This is a genomic window from Paenibacillus sp. HGH0039 (assembly GCF_000411255.1).
Taxonomy (GTDB): Bacteria; Bacillota; Bacilli; order Paenibacillales; family NBRC-103111; genus Paenibacillus_F.
In genome coordinates this window covers 2,450,976-2,469,318 of record NZ_KE150412.1, presented here as the reverse complement: position 1 = coordinate 2,469,318, position 18,343 = coordinate 2,450,976, and the positions used below count along the sequence as shown (strand labels likewise).

General features: G+C 54.1%; 12 protein-coding genes. 6 read left to right on the top strand and 6 right to left on the bottom strand.

Annotation, left to right across the window (positions count from 1 at the left end):
- Nucleotides 1–408: 408 nt before the first annotated feature.
- A complete protein-coding gene (locus HMPREF1207_RS10685) occupies nt 409–1,407 on the bottom strand; it encodes an alpha/beta hydrolase (RefSeq protein WP_016423653.1) in 999 nt (332 codons plus the stop codon).
- Between the two features lie 41 nt (nt 1,408–1,448).
- Nucleotides 1,449–2,345 (bottom strand): MBL fold metallo-hydrolase, encoded by an 897-nt coding sequence (locus HMPREF1207_RS10680; RefSeq protein ID WP_009671411.1) that lies wholly within the window; start codon nt 2,343–2,345, stop codon nt 1,449–1,451.
- A 333-nt stretch (nt 2,346–2,678) separates the two neighbouring features.
- Here HMPREF1207_RS10680 and HMPREF1207_RS10675 point away from each other — a divergent pair, with 333 nt between their 5' ends.
- The gene (locus HMPREF1207_RS10675) at nt 2,679–3,224 is read left to right on the top strand and encodes a helix-turn-helix domain-containing protein (RefSeq protein WP_009671437.1); all 546 of its coding nucleotides are present in this window, start codon (nt 2,679–2,681) and stop codon (nt 3,222–3,224) included.
- A 414-nt stretch (nt 3,225–3,638) separates the two neighbouring features.
- Here the strand turns inward: HMPREF1207_RS10675 and HMPREF1207_RS10670 are convergent, their stop codons facing one another.
- The 3 genes from HMPREF1207_RS10670 to HMPREF1207_RS10660 form a co-directional block, all read right to left on the bottom strand.
- Nucleotides 3,639–4,151, bottom strand: coding sequence for a hypothetical protein (locus HMPREF1207_RS10670; RefSeq protein WP_009671403.1), 513 nt, complete (start codon nt 4,149–4,151; stop codon nt 3,639–3,641).
- Between the two features lie 137 nt (nt 4,152–4,288).
- Nucleotides 4,289–5,032, bottom strand: a complete 744-nt coding sequence (locus HMPREF1207_RS10665; protein ID WP_009671410.1) for a spermidine synthase — start codon at nt 5,030–5,032, stop codon at nt 4,289–4,291.
- A 218-nt stretch (nt 5,033–5,250) separates the two neighbouring features.
- Nucleotides 5,251–6,255 (bottom strand): metallophosphoesterase family protein, encoded by a 1,005-nt coding sequence (locus tag HMPREF1207_RS10660; protein ID WP_009671419.1) that lies wholly within the window; start codon nt 6,253–6,255, stop codon nt 5,251–5,253.
- A 495-nt stretch (nt 6,256–6,750) separates the two neighbouring features.
- On the opposite strand from HMPREF1207_RS10660, the gene HMPREF1207_RS10655 reads away from it, so the two are divergent.
- The 3 genes from HMPREF1207_RS10655 to HMPREF1207_RS10645 all read left to right on the top strand — a co-directional run bounded on the left by HMPREF1207_RS10655 (nt 6,751) and on the right by HMPREF1207_RS10645 (nt 13,564).
- The gene (locus tag HMPREF1207_RS10655; protein ID WP_009671433.1) at nt 6,751–8,424 is read left to right on the top strand and encodes a family 14 glycosylhydrolase; all 1,674 of its coding nucleotides are present in this window, start codon (nt 6,751–6,753) and stop codon (nt 8,422–8,424) included.
- Between the two features lie 263 nt (nt 8,425–8,687).
- A complete protein-coding gene (locus HMPREF1207_RS10650; protein WP_009671439.1) occupies nt 8,688–12,263 on the top strand; it encodes an OmpL47-type beta-barrel domain-containing protein in 3,576 nt (1,191 codons plus the stop codon).
- 623 nt (nt 12,264–12,886) lie between these two features.
- A complete protein-coding gene (locus HMPREF1207_RS10645) occupies nt 12,887–13,564 on the top strand; it encodes a hypothetical protein (protein ID WP_009671423.1) in 678 nt (225 codons plus the stop codon).
- Nucleotides 13,565–13,568: 4 nt separating this feature from the next.
- On the opposite strand, the gene HMPREF1207_RS10640 is transcribed toward HMPREF1207_RS10645, so the two are convergent.
- Nucleotides 13,569–15,557 carry a serine hydrolase gene (locus HMPREF1207_RS10640; protein ID WP_009671436.1) on the bottom strand — a complete coding sequence of 663 codons (1,989 nt, stop codon included), beginning with the start codon at nt 15,555–15,557 and terminating at the stop codon, nt 13,569–13,571.
- A 218-nt stretch (nt 15,558–15,775) separates the two neighbouring features.
- On the opposite strand from HMPREF1207_RS10640, the gene HMPREF1207_RS10635 reads away from it, so the two are divergent.
- Nucleotides 15,776–16,363, top strand: a complete 588-nt coding sequence (locus HMPREF1207_RS10635; protein WP_009671431.1) for a sensor domain-containing protein — start codon at nt 15,776–15,778, stop codon at nt 16,361–16,363.
- Nucleotides 16,364–16,444: 81 nt separating this feature from the next.
- Nucleotides 16,445–18,295 carry a helix-turn-helix transcriptional regulator gene (locus tag HMPREF1207_RS10630; RefSeq protein WP_009671422.1) on the top strand — a complete coding sequence of 617 codons (1,851 nt, stop codon included), beginning with the start codon at nt 16,445–16,447 and terminating at the stop codon, nt 18,293–18,295.
- The last annotated feature ends 48 nt before the right edge of the window (nt 18,296–18,343 follow it).

Genomic DNA, 18,343 nt, shown 5'->3' with positions numbered 1-18,343 from the left:
AGAAAAATTATGGAAATTATTAGGGTGCTAGCTAACAAAAGTCTTAGCAGCGTTTAAAAGATCTCAAGCTGTCATTTCAGAGAAACTAATATTTCTTTTATTACTATCCAATATTAAGGAGAAAATTTATTTTTCTGAACCATAAGTATAATAAGGATTTTTTTCAATAATTGCTTTCTGGATTTTTTCTTTTAATAGATGTTTTAAGTCACCGCCATGTGACAGCATATTTAATATCTCGTGGAGATTACACAGCACTATAAAAGCTTTACTCAATGCATCCTTAGATAGTTTGATTGCTGGGTCTGTAAAGCCATTGACAGAAATGAAGATTACTCTTGCTTCGCCGCGTAACTCTAATTAGGCAAGCAAGTAATATAATGTTAAAGTCCGCTCTTGCAGCAGCATTTATTTCACCGGTTCGTACGCTTCATCCAAGAAACCGCGAATGGCTTGAAAAGCCTGAAGTCTATTTTTCTCCAGCAAAACCATGTGCGTCCCTTCACCGATTTCAACCCAGCGGCGATATGCTGCTCCTGTCAGGGAAGTGAAGAAGTTCTGGGCTAATTTAAGAGGGACATCGATATCCCACTCGGCATGGACAAGAAGGACGGGAACGGTAATTTCCTTAGGATCATAGAAAGCTTTGCCAGCCGTCCAGTATTCGCGGATATCCAGGATAGGGCCGTTGTTCGCCCGAATATGCTCCGGATGATTGGTTAGGCTCCCTGGGTCGGAAGCAAGAGTGGCTTTGACCCATTGTTTAAACCAGCCATCTGGAATCAAATCGCCGCGTTTATGTTCCGGTGCGGCGCTTAGCCAGCGTTCCTTCGTGCTGCCGACAGCAACAAGGCGATACGAACCAAGCGGACCTCCGGTATCGATAGGAATCGGTTTGGAGCTCAGCCATTGCGGAGCGACAAGCGTAAGCTTGTTTACTTTATCATTGTTTTGACTGGTATAAGCTCCCGCAACCGTTCCTCCCCAAGACATCCCCAGTACGTTGACCTTCATTAAATTCCGGCGTTTCAGAACATAGTCCAGGGCTGCGCCAAAATCTCGGACCCCTGTTTCCGTGCGAACAAGCGGCGGATTAAGGGCGGCAGGCTGCTCCATCTCAGGAGGTCGTGTCGAGCCGCCGTAGCCGCGGACGTCCACGGCGTACACGTCATAGCCATGGCTTGCAAGGTAGTCCAGGAAAGTGAAGCCGTCCAGCTTCACATCGTACAGACTGCAAATTGGATAGGTAGCGCCATGAACCATCACGATTGTTTTTTCGTTAGAGAAGGTATTCATGGAAGCTGGACGTTTGTTTCGTACATAAAGATCGATTCCGGGCGTATCACTCGGGATACGCAGGTCTTCAGTCACGATATTTATATCATTAAGAAAATCATGGGTTGTCATAAGTTCAGCGCCTTTCGTATTGTGTTTGTTGTCAGGTCGTATTAAATAAAGTCCCACTTGTACCCGTCCCCGCTGCGAGTCACGTACCCCGCCGCGCTTTCGGGGAAATGCGTACTGAAATAAATGACCGGGCGATCCGCTATGAATTCCAGCACCCGGAGCCGTGAAATATGGGCTTGATCGGTAAATTCGCAGTACATGGAATTCCATTCCGGATTATAGACCTGTAACGGATGGTGCATCACATCGGCGCCAAATAAAGCTTCTTTTCCGCCAGATTTAAGACCGATGGACATTTGGCCGATGCTGTGGCCGGGTGTCGGAATGAATTTGAAAATATCAAGAAATTCCCCGCCCTCTGGGCCGATGGTTTGCGTTAAGCCGGCTTCAACAACAGGCAATACGCTTTCTTCGTAAACGTTAAAGTTTACTTCGTTTGCTTTGTTGTGGCTGGCCTCGCTGGAGTAATATTGTTGCTCTGCAAGGGGAAATACGTATTTGGCATTTGGGAAAGTCGGTACCCATTTTCCGTCAACGAGCTTCGTATTCCAACCGACATGGTCCACGTGCAGATGCGTCAGCAGAACGTAGTCCACTTCCTCCGGCGTAACCCCCGCCTCCTTCAGCCGCTCGAGATAAGGGAGCTGGAGATTGGCGAGATCCGGATTTAGAGGCAAGTTTTTATCATTTCCTGTAGCCGTATCGATAAGGATCGTATGCTTCGGGGTTTTCACCACCCATGTTCCAATGCTAACGATAAGCTGAGAATTGCCATCGATCAGGCCAGCCGAAAGAGAGTTCCGATTCTCCTCCAGGAACATGGGGTCCCACGATCCCGGAAAATACACTTCTGGTGGAATACCGTCAAGCATCATCTCCGTGACACGTGTAACGGTAACATCACCTACTTGATAGACCTTGGGAATTTTGGTAGACATTCTTTATGCCCCTTTCGTCCTTCTGACACGGTTCTATGAATCCGAATAACAAGGAAAGGCTTTCCGTTGCAATCATGTGATTCGTATTTCGTTTCCTTAAAAATTTCGCTACAAATGAAAATTATTCTGTTGAGAATGAACGATGTGTAATATCCGGGGGAATTCGTCCGTCAACCTTAATAAAATAGTAGTCCACTAAAACGGACAAATCAACGTTTTTACACCGTAATTCCGTCCTAGTAAAAGGGCTTGATGTTGCTCATGTTTACACCTATTATAAAGTTACAAATTTCGCTGTCAGCGAAATAAGTTTGAAATTTAGGAGGCTGGCACATGAATTCGATCGGTGAAACAATTCGAAGCACGCGAAAAAAACAGAAATTAACGCTCAAGAAGGTAGCCGAAGCAGCCTCTGTATCCTTGTCTTTTCTCAGTGAAATTGAACGCGATAAGGCGAATCCGTCCATCAGTGTTCTGAAGCGCATAGCGAACGCATTAAACGTGAATTTTACGAATTTGTTCGGCGAGGAGAAGCGAAGCATTGTCGTTAGAAAAAACGAGCGCAAACCTTTGGTGCATTCCGAGGGTTCCCGTATTACCTGGTACGCTCTCAGCCGAGGAAGCAGCAACAAAATGGGACCGATATGGGGAGTACTGGAACAAGGAGCCACTTACGGCGACATCGGCGTCGGCCATAGCGATGGCGAGGAGTTTCTATTTGTTCACTCCGGGCGTTTGGAGTTTGTGCTTGGCAATGAACGTTATACGCTCGAAGAAGGGGACAGCATCTATTATGATGCCAGAATCCCCCATAGTTATAAGAATATCTGGGATGGCGAAACGATGTTAATAGCGGTTTCTACTCCACCTACTTTTTGACTAAGTCAGCAATGCTCCAACTGTGATGAAATCGGAAAAGAAAACATTGGCTGTGCGGACACATCGTTTTACTTGTCTCTCAAGTGCCGGGGCAAGCCCAATGAAATCAACAAAATTAGTTCCAAAGTTTTTTTACTGCTGACATAATTAATTGTTTTGCAGCTCTTAACTTGAGTATAAGCTTGCAAAATGAAAAGCCTGCTACCTGTATCTTGGGTTGCAGTTTTTTTGTTTTTTTATAGTATGTAGGAAAATTCGAAGTGGGCGGAAGAACATCTAGGCAAAACGGGGGGGACATAACAGTATGAGATTTGGCGCGTTTGTACAATTCCATACAAAAAGGACCCGATCTTGATCGGGTCCTTTTCTGCAACGGCAAGCTTATAGCATGTGTTCAGCCGAACACGCTTTTGTTTACGGAATGTACTGCTGAACGATTTTCACGACCTTATGGTCTTTGATCGTTAAATGGAACGGAAATGTGCTCACATCGAGCAGGTTATTGTTAGGATAAATGGCTAGGAACTTGGTGAGCGGTACTTCTTCGTTCCACTTGACGTCTACGCCTTCGTAAGTGCCGTCATGATCGTAAAGCTGCATGAGGACCTGGGCGTTCGGATCGATTTCGAAGCTTTCGAGCTTCTCTTGATCGTTAACGATATAGTAGCCGTCGGGGGCGTGTGTCATATCGCCGATGTCCGTTTCATGCTCAATGAATTTTTGATCGGCTTCTGCGCCTTCGTACCACTCGATTTGGTCTCCTTGCAGATAGAGAGAGCCGTTTTTATTTTCAAGGGAAGAAATCATAACGGTTACGGTGTCCTCGCTGCGGGGAACGGGCGAATATTCGGAATCGACTGCATTGGCGGAAGTGACGAAAGCCAGCATAGATACCATCAGAGTAGTGAAAAAGACCATCTTTTTCATGTGTGTGTAACCCCTTTGCGGAAAAATGATTAGGATGCCTTACAGATTCTTTACCCGGCTGGGCCGGTTTAAAACGCTCTGTCTGGCTTGTTACTCTCATCATAAACCAAAATGCGCATGGAAAGGTCACAATGTAGTTACAAACGGTCTGTAATCAGATAACCTTGTTCCGGTTCAAATTCAACAAAGCCGGCCATGTGGCGGGCTTGGTACGTTAGGGGGCTGCTGCCGCCTGCCAGAAGGATGTTCAGCGTATCCCGTGTGCCTTCCGAAGGCAGATAAAAAGCTTTCCTGTGAGAAAAAACCTCGCCAAGGGTTGTGTAAATGGCGCTGATATGGTTGTCGCGCATGCTTTTGCCGAACAGATTCATGAGAATGGCACCGTCCGGGTTCAGCTTGCTGCGGCTGAGCTTGAAGAATTGGCGGGAGACGAGGTGCCGGGGGGTTCCTTTCTCGGTAAAAGCATCCAGGATCACGTAATCGTACGCCTCCGGCGGTTCCTGATCCAGAATCTCACGTCCGTCGCCGAGAATGATATTTTCCTGGTCGCAGCCGAAATAGGTTCTGCTGAGTTCCACGACTTTAGGATCGTGTTCCGCTATGGTGAACCGTTTCTGCGGATAGTGCCCCGCCAGAGTCCCGATTCCGTGACCGATCATAAACACGTTTTCGAAAGCGGGCCGGTTCATCTCCATGAGATGGACGAGCGCTCTGGGATATTCGAACAGGATGCGCCCGGGATTGTTCAGATCAAGCGCTCCTTGTATGGCATCATTTGCGAATTGGAGCACGCGGAAGCGGCCTTTCTCGCCGTACAGTTCGTTCGTGTCGTAAACCCGGATCACATGGCCGGGGCCGGTTTCTTCAAAAAGCAGCTGCAAAATGTCCGTTCTCCTTTGCGGTACGCTTGAAGCGCTGGAAATGTCCTAACCAGTATACCATTCCAGAAGGCTTTTCAGGTTTGGCTGGGGACTTCGGGTGCTTCGGCTGCTCCGTGTGCTTTACACTTTCGGAAGATGGGCAATGAGAAAGCCCGGCCGTGACGACAGGATGCACAACCGGAACAAAGCCGCGGGCAGGAGATCCGCGGCTTTGTCTTTTAATCTTCTACGCTCCGGGGAAGGGTAAACTGGGCTTCCGGAATCCAGCGCTGCCGGTAAAAGTCGCGTCCTTTGATGCTGACTTTGTCTTTGTATACTTCGACATACAGGCCTTCGCTTTCGTCCGGACCCGTAAGCATTTCGCCGCCGTTTCCGTTGTCGGTCCAGGGCTGGATGACGGAGGACGAATTCACCATTGTAAACTTGTCTTGGACAAGGGTGCCCGGCAGTTTGAGCTCCCAGTGGGTGTGGCCCGAGAAGAAGATCACCTGGGGATAAGCCGAGAGGATTTTTCGCAATTCCTCATGCTGAACGATGGCCCGGTTATTGACGCAGCAGAAACTCGTACCGGATACGGTGCCGGGAAGCGGCTGATGCAGGAAGACGAAGACGGGCTTGCCGCTCGCGGCTCCTTTCCGTAGGGAAGCTTTGAGGAATTCAAGCTGCTCCCCCGAAAGCCAGGCATCCTCCAAGTTGCTCGGATCCGACTGACGGTACTGTTCCGAGCCCAAGAAAATGAAGCGGAAGCCGTTCACGACCTGATCGCCGTAAACTTTTTTCTTGCCGGAGAGTTGAAGAAACCGTCCGATAGACGCTTGCTCCGTCTCGCCGTTCGGAAAAGCATCCGCATTCCAGGAGCCGTTCCGGTCGATCCAGGCTTTGTAGTATTCATGGTTGCCCATCGTGTAAAACACTTTGCGCGGATGCGGGTTCTGCTCCATCAGCTCGCTCAGCTTAGCGTAATCCGCCGGCATGCCGTTCGTGAGATCGCCGTTGATGACAAGCGCGTCCGCGTCGGGGTCCAGCGTATGGAGATCGCTCAGGGCCGCTTTGAACTTTTGATGCGATTGCGGGTCCCATGACTGGATGTGAATATCGCTGATGACGGGAAAAGCGAGAAGCGGCTTCTCTTTCCCCGGCTTTGCGCCAACGGCGGAAGGAATCACGGCGGCCGCCAGAAGCGATAACGACAGGGCTGCGGAGAGGAACGTTTTTCGTAACATAGAGCCTCCTCGGTCATCGATTTTATTTACATTTCTTACCATACCTATTATTTGTCAGAGGGAGATCGTTGTTGTGTAAAGGTTTTATGAATGGGGCTTGGTATTTTACTTAATTTTTAAAAGAGTTTACAGCAGCCGCGGATCGGGAATCTGTTGAACAAAATCACCGGCAGGCGGGAAAGGGGACCCTTTCCCGTCTTTGTTTTGCCCGGGGAGTTCATATCAAACAAGATAGTCCACCCTTTTGACAATCTTTGGGGTCGTTTTGCAGCTTGTCCATTCTTTATAATACAATTTGTAAGCGATTTCATATTAAGGAGGGAAATGACACATTCTGACCGTGCCTTTTGTTAGGCAGCGCACACGAAAAACCGCAGCTTAACCGGACTACATAAGACGCAGGATTCAAGGGAATGAGAGAAAAAAGGCAGCCGGCTGCGGCGCGGGGACCTTTGTACTCTCGATAAAATGCTTGATAAAGGAAGGGTGTATGGGATGAGTTTGACGAAAAAAAGCATGAAAAAAGCGGCCCTGCAGCTGCTCGGTTTCATTCTGGTACTGACGACGGTTCTGGGCTGGGGACCGGCCAGGGCCGGTGCTGCGGTTGCCGGTGATTTTCAGGCATCGGTGATGGGACCGCTGACGAAGGTTACGGACTGGAGCGCCTTCAAGAACCAGCTTCTCACGCTAAAAAACAACGGAGTATATGCCGTCACGACCGATGTCTGGTGGGGGATGGTGGAAAGCGCCGGAGATAACCAATTCGACTGGAGCTATTACAAGACGTACGCGGGTGCCGTACGGGAAGCGGGGCTAAAGTGGGTTCCGATCCTGTCCACGCACAAATGCGGCGGCAATGTCGGGGACGACTGCAACATTCCGCTGCCGAACTGGCTGTGGGCTAAAGGGACGGCGGACCAGATGCAGTTCAAAAGCGAAACCGGTTATGTGAACAACGAAGCCGTGTCGCCTTTCTGGAGCGGACTAGGTACTCAGTACAGCGAGCTTTACGCTTCTTTTGCGGCTAATTTCGCTTCCTACAAGGATATTATTCCGAAGATTTATTTAAGCGGCGGCCCGTCCGGGGAATTGAGATTTCCTTCTTATTATCCGGCTGCCGGATGGAGCTACCCGTCCCGGGGCAAGTTCCAGGCTTACACGGATACCGCGAAGCAGGCGTTCCGCACGGCCATGACGGCCAAATACGGATCGCTCAGCGGAATCAACAGCGCATGGGGCCTGAGCCTGACTTCGATCGATCAGATCAGTCCTCCTAATGACGGAGACGGCTTCTACACGAACGGAGGTTACAAGACCGCTTACGGCAAAGACTTTCTGTCCTGGTACCAAAGCGTGCTGGAAAATCATCTGGGTGTAATCGGCAGTGCCGCGCATAAAAATTTCGATTCCGTGTTCGGCGTGCCGATCGGAGCCAAGGTATCCGGCGTCCACTGGCAGATGACGAATCCGTCTATGCCGCACAGTGCGGAGCAGGCTGCCGGGTATTACGATTACAACCGTCTGCTGCAGAAGTTCAAGGACAGCAACCTGGATCTGACGTTCACCTGCCTGGAGATGTCCGACAGCGGAAGCGCGCCGAATTACTCCATGCCGTCCACACTTGTCGATACCGTCGCAGGTATTGCGGGCGCCAAAGGCGTCCGCCTCAACGGGGAAAATGCGCTTCCGGCTTCGGGAACGGCCGCGTTCCAAAAAATCGAGGAAAAGCTGACCCGCTTCGGATTTAGCGGCTTCACGCTTCTGCGTCTCGCTAACGTCGTGAATGCGGACGGTTCCGTCACAGGCGAGATGGCGAACTTCAAGAAATACGTCATCAGCCATGCGGGAACGGGTTCCGGGGGCACGAACAATACCGTAACCGTGTACTACAAGAAAGGTTACTCAAGCCCGTACATCCATTACCGTCCCGCAGGAGGGACCTGGACAGCCGTACCGGGCGTAAAAATGGCCGATTCCGAAATTAGCGGCTACGCCAAAATCACGGTCAATATCGGCGCGGCGACTCAATTGGAAGCGGCTTTTAACGACGGGAACAACAATTGGGACAGCAACAGCATGAACAACTATTTCTTCGGCACCGGCACTTCCACCTACACACCCGGCACGGGAGGAGCGGCAGGAACCGTTAAAGCCGGAGGGCCCTCTTAACTTCTTCCCGCGCGTACCGCAAGCAGAAGCGGGAGGGAACCAACCGCCCGATGGTTTCTTTGAACGGCCGCCAGCCCGAAGCTGACGGCTGTTTTTTTGTGGAGGAGCAGGGGGCTGCAAGGTTGTAAAAGTCTATATCGATCCGTGAAAGGAAGTGCAAAGAGAGCGGTTTATCTTTACAAAAAAATACCACTTCTCCTGACTTATCCATGGTAGAATGAGGTCGAAAGTTCAACTAGCTTCCAGTATAAAGGAGGAAATTCATGAAGAAGAGATTCGCAGGGTGGAAGGCTAAGGTTTTCAAGGCTTCACTCGCCCTATCCGCGGCGCTTTCCGTGCAAGTATTGACCGATGGTTGGCAGGTGAAGGCGGAAGGGCCGGCCGATCCGGCTCCCTATATTGAAGCGAAAGTCGTCAATGAGAACGCCGGCAAAAAGGTGCTTTTCGACAACACCCACGCTCAAACGGCGGGAGCCGCGGACTGGGTCATCGACGGCGGGTTCTCGGATTTCGGCAATGCGCTGGCGAGTAATGGCTACTATGTGAAAGAACTCCGCAAATCGACTCCGATCACGCTGGCCGACTTAAGCGGATACGATGTTTTTGTAGTCGCGGAAGCGAATATTCCATACAAGGCAAGCGAGCAGGCGGCCATGGCGGCTTATGTGGAAGGCGGAGGAAGCATCTTCTTCATCGGCGACCACTACAACGCGGACCGCAACAAGAACCGCTGGGACGGTTCGGAAGTATTCAACGGCTACCGCCGCGGCGCCTGGGACAATCCGGCGAAAGGCATGAGCGCGGACGAAGCGGGCTCGGCGGCTATGCAGGACGTGGTCAGCTCCGACTGGCTCGGCTCCCAGTTCGGCGTGCGTTTCCGCTACAATGCGCTCGGAGATATCACCGCGAACAACATTGTAGCTCCGGAACAGGCCTTCGGCATCACGAAGGGCGTATCCTCGGTGGCGATGCACGCCGGCTCCACGCTGGCTATCCTTGATCCGGCCAAGGCGAAGGGCATCGTGTATCTGCCGCAGACGAAAGCGGCATGGCCCAACGCGGTCGATCAGGGCGTCTATAACGGCGGCGGAGTGGCGGAAGGACCGTACGTGGCCGTTGCCAAGAAAGGCGCGGGGAAAGCGGCTTTCATCGGCGATTCCTCCCCGGTCGAGGATGCCACGCCGAAGTATCTGCGCGAGGATACAGGCGCGAAGAAGACGACCTACGACGGCTTTAAAGAGGCGAATGACGGCGTGCTGCTCGTCAACACGATCAACTGGCTGGCGAAGAAAGAAAGCTACACGAGCCTGTCCCAGGTAAGCGGCCTCCAGCTCGATCAGCCGACGGCTCTGCTGCCTTTCGAGGCCCCGGCGGCTTCGACCGAGCCTCAGCCCGAGCCTTGGGCGGCGCCGAACGCGGGCTACAAGTGGTATGACCGCGGCACGTTCAAGGCCGGCTCCTACGGCAGCGGCGGAGGTACGACAGTGCCTTCCAACCCGGCGTACAGCTTCGTCCGCCAGGCGACTTTGCCGAACGCGGCGGACTTCCAGATCCGCGTCGTGGTTGACAATCTGCCTGCGAACACGACCGTTTCGGGCTTCAGCGCAGGCGTATATCTGGCCACGGGAGGCACGCAGGTAGCGCAGGTCCGGAATGCGGACGGCACATGGCCGGCTTCTTACGGATACAGCGCGGCTTTCAGCCTCACATCCGACAGCAAGGGCCATGCTTACAAGGATCTTACCGTCCGCATTAAGCCGGGCACGACCGGCGCGGCTAACCTCAGGCTCCGCCAGAACGGAACCAACCTGAAGACGGAAGCCGTGTCGATCGCGAACGTGCCGGCCGAGCCGCTGCCGGATGAGCAGGGGCCGATTCCGGCCAAGATTACCGTTGCCGAAGCGCGCAGCAAAGGCGAAGGAGCTCTGGTGACGCTGGAAGGCGTCGTTACGACAGAGCCGGGCATCTTCGGCGGCCAGTCCTTCTACCTGCAGGACGCAACCGGCGGTATTTATGTGTACCAGAACCTCGGCGGATTTCACGCCGGGGATGTAGTGAAGGTGACGGCCTCTACGGCCGTCTACAATTCGGAACTGGAATTAACCGATCCGGTCGAAGTCGCCAAAACGGGCGCTTCGGCCGTTCCTGCGCCTGTGAAGGCCGATGCCGTTACGGCCGGCAACCAGGGACAGCTCATCGAGCTGAGCGGAGTGACAATCGGCGCTGTTAAAAGCGCGGTGCCGGAAGGTTCTTTCGAGTTTGACGCGGTCAAAGGAGATGTGGTGAACCACATCCGCGTAGACGCGCGCACGGGGCTTACACAGGCTTCTTTCCCGTATAAAGAAGGACAAACCGTTGACATCCGCGGTGCCGCGGCGATTTTCAAAGGCGCGTTCCAACTGAAGCCGAGAGGACTGTCCGATTTCACGGCACAGGCGGATACGACGGCTCCGGTAACGGCTGCGACTCTTTCGGAAACGTCCAACGCGGAGGGCTGGTTTAACAAGAACGTTACCGTTACCTTAACGGCCCGCGATAACGAAGGGGCTGCCGTTCTGACGCAGTACGATATCAACGGCGGAGAGGCGAAAGGCTATTCGGAGCCGTTCACCGTCGAAACGGAAGGAACGAACATCGTCCGTTACTATTCCACGGATGCTGCAGGCAACAAGGAGGAAGCCAAAACCCTTAACATCAAGCTGGACAAAACGGCCCCGGCCGCGTCCCTGACGTTGAACGGACAAGCTGTCTCCGATGTGACGGACAAAGATTCCTTAACCTTCAATCTGCTGAGTACGGATGCGGGTTCGGGAATTGCGGACCGGAAGCTGCTTCTGGACGGGAAGGAAATTGCCGACGGCGTGACGTTGAAAGCGGGCGAGCTCGCTGTCGGTCCGCACAACATCCAGTACCGCGTGACGGATCTTGCCGACAATACGGCGGCGGATACGCTCAGCTTCGACGTAAAGGCGAGCCTGACGCTTAGCCAGGTAGAGCTTACGTCCGGCAAAACCGTTCTGAAGCCCGGTGAAACGACCGATCTTCGTGTGAGCGGCACATGGAGCAACGGCACCGCAGCCGATTTAACCGTGGCGCAAGTCGTTTACCGCAGCAGCAATGAAGCGGCGGTTACGGTAAACGCGCAGGGAAGGCTTACGGCCGTCGGCGAAGGAACCGCGGATCTGACGGCTTCCGTAACACTGGGCGGCGTCACCGTCGTGTCGGGCGCGGTTACCGTTACGTCCGCCAAGCCTCTGGCAACGGGTGTTCCGGGCAAGCCGGTGCTGTCCTCGAACAATGGCTATGACGGCCTCAAAGGCGGCAGCTTTACCGTGACGATGAACATGTGGTGGGGCGCCAACGGCTCCGTGTACAAGCTGTACGAGAACGGCGTGCTGATCGGCACGCAGACGCTGAAGGACGCCTCACCGGTGGCCCAGACGGTCAAAACGGATATCAAAGGCAAAGCGAACGGAACGTATACGTACACGGCCGAGCTGATCAACGCTTACGGAACGACCGTAAGTTCGCCGCTCGTCGTGAACGTGACTAATGCCGCACCGGGCAAGCCGGTTCTTTCCCAGGACAATTGGGATGGCGACGGCACCTACAAGGTGACGATGAACATGTGGTGGGGCACCAACGCTTCCGAATACCGGCTGTTTGAAAACGGTCAGCTGATCGAAACGAAAGCGTTGGAAGAAGCGACTCCGAGCGCTCAGAGCGCAGTAACCAGCCTTACGGGACGGGCTCCGGGAACGTATGAGTACCGTGCCGAGCTTGTAAATGCCTCGGGTGTTGCCTCCAGCGAGAAAATTGTGGTGAAAGTAATCCGCTAGTTTGCACGGATAGGCTGTTTCCTGTCCTGTACTGTACTGTCAGTGTTGCTGAGAGGCTGTAAAGGATAAGGCCGAAAGCCGTTTGTTTTGGGATAAACAAACTTCATTTGTCGCAAAAGACCTCCATTTCCGCTTAAAGCGGAAGTGGAGGTTTTTCTTTTTTGGAAGCTAATTCCCGCCGGAGAAGGAGAGCAAATTCCATCCCGCGTCCGGTGATTGCGCAGGAGAGCAATTATATGATAAGGGTAGCGGCAGAAGGCAGGACGACGGACATTTAAGAGAGAGGGCGTCAGACCTCCAGCGACGAGAAAAAATGAATGAGCACCGTTATGCGACGCCCCGCACCACGCACCGGGAGCCTCGTGCGGTGAGGGAGAGACGGCCGACAGAGGCTGTCGACAGAGGCCGCCGGTAATGAGAAAAAGAAGATGCTGAAGTACGGGATGAACGTAGAAAATCGTGAATACGGTCTTACGGGCTCCCGTTAAGCGGCGGTTTGCGCCGTATAACGGCGGTCGGCCACACAAAAACAACGAGCAATAGAGACGGTAGTCCGGTGAGGCCGGGGACTCCGTTTACCGGACATAACCGGCTATCCATCGCAACGGGAAGGAAGCGACGGTATGATCAGTACCGATAGGAGCGGGATGGACTTTAAAGCGGTGCCGTCCGCCGGATTAAAGTTTTTGGAGTTGGATATGCCTGTTCTCGGGAACCTCCACCTGCACTTCGACGCCGGGGAAGAAGCATATGTAAAGCTGTCGGGAGAGCCCCGACTGTTTCCCGCATACACGGCAAGGGAGGGGGACCGGCTCGTCCTTAAAGGCCGCAATCTTCCCGCGTACTTGAGACACGGCCAGAAAGAACGGCTGCGCATCGACATCCATCTGCCGGAAGACACCGCGGTGGATCTGACTTTTCTCGCGGGAGTGGTCAGCCTTAACGGCGGATACGGCCCGCTCAGCGTGAAAGGTTTCTCGGGCGAGGTTTCCGGTTACACCGGGTCGGACCGCGTCCGAGTCCGGCTTCGCTGCGGCGACGTGTCTCTGGCCGGCCTGCCGGGCGAGGCGGACATCCGGATCGGGCTGGGCAGCTCAACCTTGCGCTGGTCCCGCCTGCTGGGAACCGAGCGTGTCCGGGTCCGCTGCGGCTTCGGAGGCGTAGAGCTGCTGGTTCCGCCGGACTGGGCGCAAAAAGAGGAGCAGGGCGGCTTTTTCAAGAAAAAGCGGCTCCATGCTCCTCCCGGCGCTTCTGTTTCGGCCGCGGTGTGGTTCGGCGGGTTGGATGTCGGCTCCGGCTAAGGGTTTACTGCACTTTAAGCGGCAGCGTATAGCAGCCAAACGTTTTATCCAGCAGAACAGCGGCTTCCTGGCGAAGCAGCGGCTGCTTGGAGCGGAAATCGACCGAGCCGTCCGGATTAACGGAGGCGTCGGGGTCTACGATGCCCTGCGACACCAGCGCAGTGACGGCTTTAACCGCCCACTCGTCGGTCGGTCCGGTCAGTTTGATTTCCGACGCAGGCTTAAGCTGCTTCATGTTCTGGATCATGGCGGCGGCCATCTGCCGTGTGACCGGAGCGTTCCGGTCGAAGCCCGGGATACCGGCGACCATCCATTTTTTGTTGCCTTCGACCGAATAAACGATGCCGTACCACCCGTGGGCCCGCAGAAGCACATCCGCAAATTCCCCTTGGGTCATCACGCCTTTAGGTTCGAACGAATTGCCTGTCTTGGCGCCCATAATTCCCCACGTATTCATGTTATCGATGTGGATTTTGTACGGGCTGTCTTTGGCGACGTCCTCAAACGGGGATTTCTCGTGCATCTTCTGGGCATCGGAAGCGAAATCCATGCTGTTCCGGTTCGAGTAATAGAAGTACTCGATCTGCCCGTGGCTGTCTTTTTTGAACGCTAACTTGTTCCCGGACTCGTCTTCGAAAAGCAGCGGATGGATCATTTTCAGGGTATGTTTGCCCGAGGAATTGGTTTCCATGATCAGATTGCCGTTGTCGTAGGAAAACTTCGATTTCAGGAACAGCATGCGCGTATTCTGGTACATGCCCGTGTATCGCTGCGCTTCTTTTTCATTCAAAGGAAGGTAAGTCGGCTTCTCGGCTTCTTTCTCGGCGGGGAAATAGTGATCCATGAATTCCTCGTACACTTCGACACTCATCATGGAGTCATTGTTATAGGACATGTAAATCCCCGTATTCTTATCCGGAAGCAGAACGATCAGGGACTGGTGTCCCGGCATGCTTCCGCCTTTCAGCACCACATGGTGGCCGTTCATGAGCTCCGGAAAGTACCCCTCAAAGCCGACCGTCGTAATCGGCATCGATTTTTCCGAGAATACCTGATAATTGTGCATGAGATCGATGCTCTTGGGGCTGACGATTTGTTTGCCGTCGTATTTGCCCTTCTGGAGCTGCATGATCAAATAGTTGGACATATCTTCCGCCGTCGAGAGGATGCTTCCCTGAGGCCCGTCACTCGGCGCCGGACCTGCCGTCGGCATAGGCTTGCCGGCCGGATCGTAATGAACAGCCATCCTTGCAAGCAGCTCCGGCGTAAAACGGACGCTTGTGGAATTCATGCCGAGCGGCTTGAACACCTTTTCCTGCATGTACTTGTCATAACGCAGTCCGCTCACGTTCTGAACGGCATATCCGGCCAGCAGAAAACCGAAGTTATCGTAAGTGTAGGCTTCGCCCGGCTTCCGCACGACCGTAGGCATGTGCTCGGCCAGGAACGGTTTCGTGGGGATATCCTGATCGACGAATTCGGGTCCTACATAAGTCGTAATGTCCGGATAATCGACCCCGCTCGTGTAGGTGAGAAGATCGAATAACGTGAGCGGCGTGCCTGTTTTGTTGGGCACCTTCAAGCCGTCCAGGTAGGGCTCGATGTCGCCCCTCAACTCCATTTTCCCCTCGTCCACAAGCTGCAGGGCGGCCAGAGCGGTAAACGTTTTGGTGACGGAGCCGATCTGGAATACCGTGTCTTTGTCGACCGGAATGTTCTTTTCCTTGTCCGCATAGCCGTACCCTTTACTCAGCACGACCTTGCCGTCTTTAACGACCACGAAGCTGGAGCCGTTGACGTTGTATTTTTTCATTTTCTCGGCAAAGACAGGATCGGCAAACGCCTCTACTTCCTTCGCGTCGACAGGCCCTTGGACGGAACCTTGACCGGGCTGCGTAGCCTCGTGCGGCTTGGCGGCGGGCGTACAGGCCGTAAAGACAGATGAAGACAGGACGAGCAGGGCAAGACTTGCGTGGCGTACGTTTTTTTTCATGGTTCATTCTCCTTTCCTTGATGTGCCCAGCATCCCAGACTTCCCGTCACCGCGGCCAGTGAGCATCCGTCAGGGTCCGTCATTTGTTGTGCCGGGAATGTCATATGACATTTGCTCACTGGCGCAGCTGACAGCAGGCGGTTTAGGATACAAGCAGCCGGAGGAGATACCGGGCACAAACGAAATCACAAGAACGAACAAGAAAGGACCGAGGTTCCATGAAAAAAGAAATCGTGCAAAGTCTGCAAGATATTTATTTTTTGCTGCTTACTTTCATTACAGGAGTGTTTTACTTTTGCTTCTACCTGGTCAGCCTGGTATTCAGCCTGAGCATGGCTTTTACCCTGGTCGGGCTGCCGATGATCACCTATGTCATGCGCAGTACGCGCACGTTCGCCCGATATGAAAGAATTCAAACCAAAATCTACACGGATCTTTCCATTGAGCCTTACGAGCGGCCGCAAAAAAGCGAAGGCTCCGTATGGCAGCAGGCGAAAGAAGAGCTTGCGGACCGCCGGAACTGGACGATCATCGGCTGGCTGATGCTGAAATTCCCGCTGGGTCTGCTTGCCCTTCTTTTAGCCGTGCTTTGCTACATTGCTCCTGTCATCTTCATTCTGGTTCCGCTTGCGGTTCCGTACATGGACCTTTACTTTGCGGGGATTCGGGTGGACACCTTCGTAAAATCCCTCTTCGTGATGGCCGGGGGCGTTCTGCTCGCTTTTGCGGGGGCAAAACTGGGCCGGAGCACGGCGCTGCTGATCGGACGCTATATCCGGCATATGTTCAAACGGCTTCACGCATAGACAGCCGAGGCTTGCCGTGGCATAGTAAGGACAAGAACAGCCGGGCGGCAAGCCGGGCAGCCAGACAGAGAGGTGATGGACATGTTCGAAGCGGTCAAGCAGTGGATCTGGTACGAATGGGCGCTCTTTATCATCCGTGTATTGATTTTTATTTCCACCATGATCACGACCGTGCAGTTTCAAAATGACTTAAACCTTCCCCTGTGGCTGGTTCTGTGCTGGCAAATCTCCGCTTTCTCGGTTCCATGGATTTTGCTGCAGGTGAATTCGACGGCGTATGTCGTTCTCGAGCTGATTTTGTCCGGAGGAGTCAGCATCTATTTAACTTCGTTATTTCCCGAGGCCTATTTGACCTTTCTCGTGCCCGCCGCCCTGATCGCAGCCAACAGTGCGAACAAAACATACCGCTGGTCGGGACCGGCCGCCGTTCTGCTGGTGCCCCTCGTGATGGTTGAATTATCCAAACAAGCGAAGCCGTTTTGGGAAATGATGTCTCAAATCGGGCTGGCTTATGCGATCGGGTACGCGTTCCATCTGTTGGTGGTGAATTACCGGCAAAATGAAATTATCCGCAGCCAGAACAGCGTTCTGGAGCAGTACATGTCCCAAGTGGAGCGGGTCACCCAGCTTGAAGAGCGGAACCGGCTCGCGAAGGATCTGCACGATACGATGGGGCATTCGTACACTTCGCTCCTTATGGGACTTGAAACGCTGCGACCGGATATCGCGACTGAGGAAGGCGAGCATAAGCTGAAGGCCCTCCTGGACGTGACGCGCAAAAGCATGGGAGAGGTGCGGGACTTCCTGCACGGAATGGGCGCCTCGGAGGAGATGTCCTCTCTCCGGCAGGCGCTTGAGCAGTTGGCGCGCGAATTCGAGGCCAGTGCGGGGGTGACCGTAAGCCTGCGGGTGCTCGGGGAGGAAACAGCCCTGCCTCAGCAGGCAAAGATGACCTTCTACCGCTGCCTGCAGGAAGCGCTCACGAATGCGGTGCGGCACGGCAGGGCAACGGAGATTCAGGCGGCGCTGCAGTTCGAGCCCCGGCAGACCCGGCTGGAAGTGCGGGATAACGGCGAGGGCAGCGAGTCTCTGCCGGAGGGCTTCGGCCTGAAGGCGATGAAGGAGCGGGCCGCAAGCCTGCAGGGGCAGATCTCCGTCTATTCGGAGAAGGGCGTGGGAACGACCGTGACGTGCACCCTGCCGCGCCAGGCGGAGCCGGGAGGCGAAGTGATCCGCCTGCTGATTGCCGACGATCAGGCGTTCATCCGCGAAAGCCTCCGGACTCTTCTGCAGGGACAGAAGGATATGACCGTTGCGGGGCTTGCCGGAGACGGCGAGCAGGCGGTCGAGCTTTGTGCGGAGCTGGAGCCCCATCTGGTGCTGATGGATCTGGATATGCCGAAGATGGACGGCACTGCGGCCACGCGGACGATCAAGCAGAAATGGCCGCATGTCCGGGTCGTCATCCTGACGACTTTCCAGGCGCCGGACAAAGCGCTGGAAGTGCTGCGCAGCGGCGCGGACGGCTATCTGCTCAAATCGATCGAGCCGAAGGAGCTGGCCGAGACGATCCGTCTCGTGCATCAGGGCGGCACGATGATCGCGCAGGATCTCTCGACGAAACTGTTCGGCGAGCTGGGAGAAGCGGCCAAAGCTACGGGGCGCAATGGCGTCTCCGGTACTTCCGAGCCGGCGGAAACGGTCGGCCTGCCGGAGAGGGCGGCCCCTGCCGGAGAGAGCTATGAGCTGACTCCGCGCGAAATCGAGATTCTGCGGATGCTGTCCAAAGGGCTCCGCTACAAGTCCATCGCTTCTAAGCTGTACTTGTCGGACGGAACGGTCCGGAACTATGCGTCCACGGTGTACGCCAAGCTTGGCGTGCGCAACCGGGAAGAAGCTGTGGAAAAGGCGGCGGAGGCCGGGCTTCTTTGAAGCCGTATCCGGAAAGGCTTTCGGTTCCGTAAGGAACCGGGAGCTTTT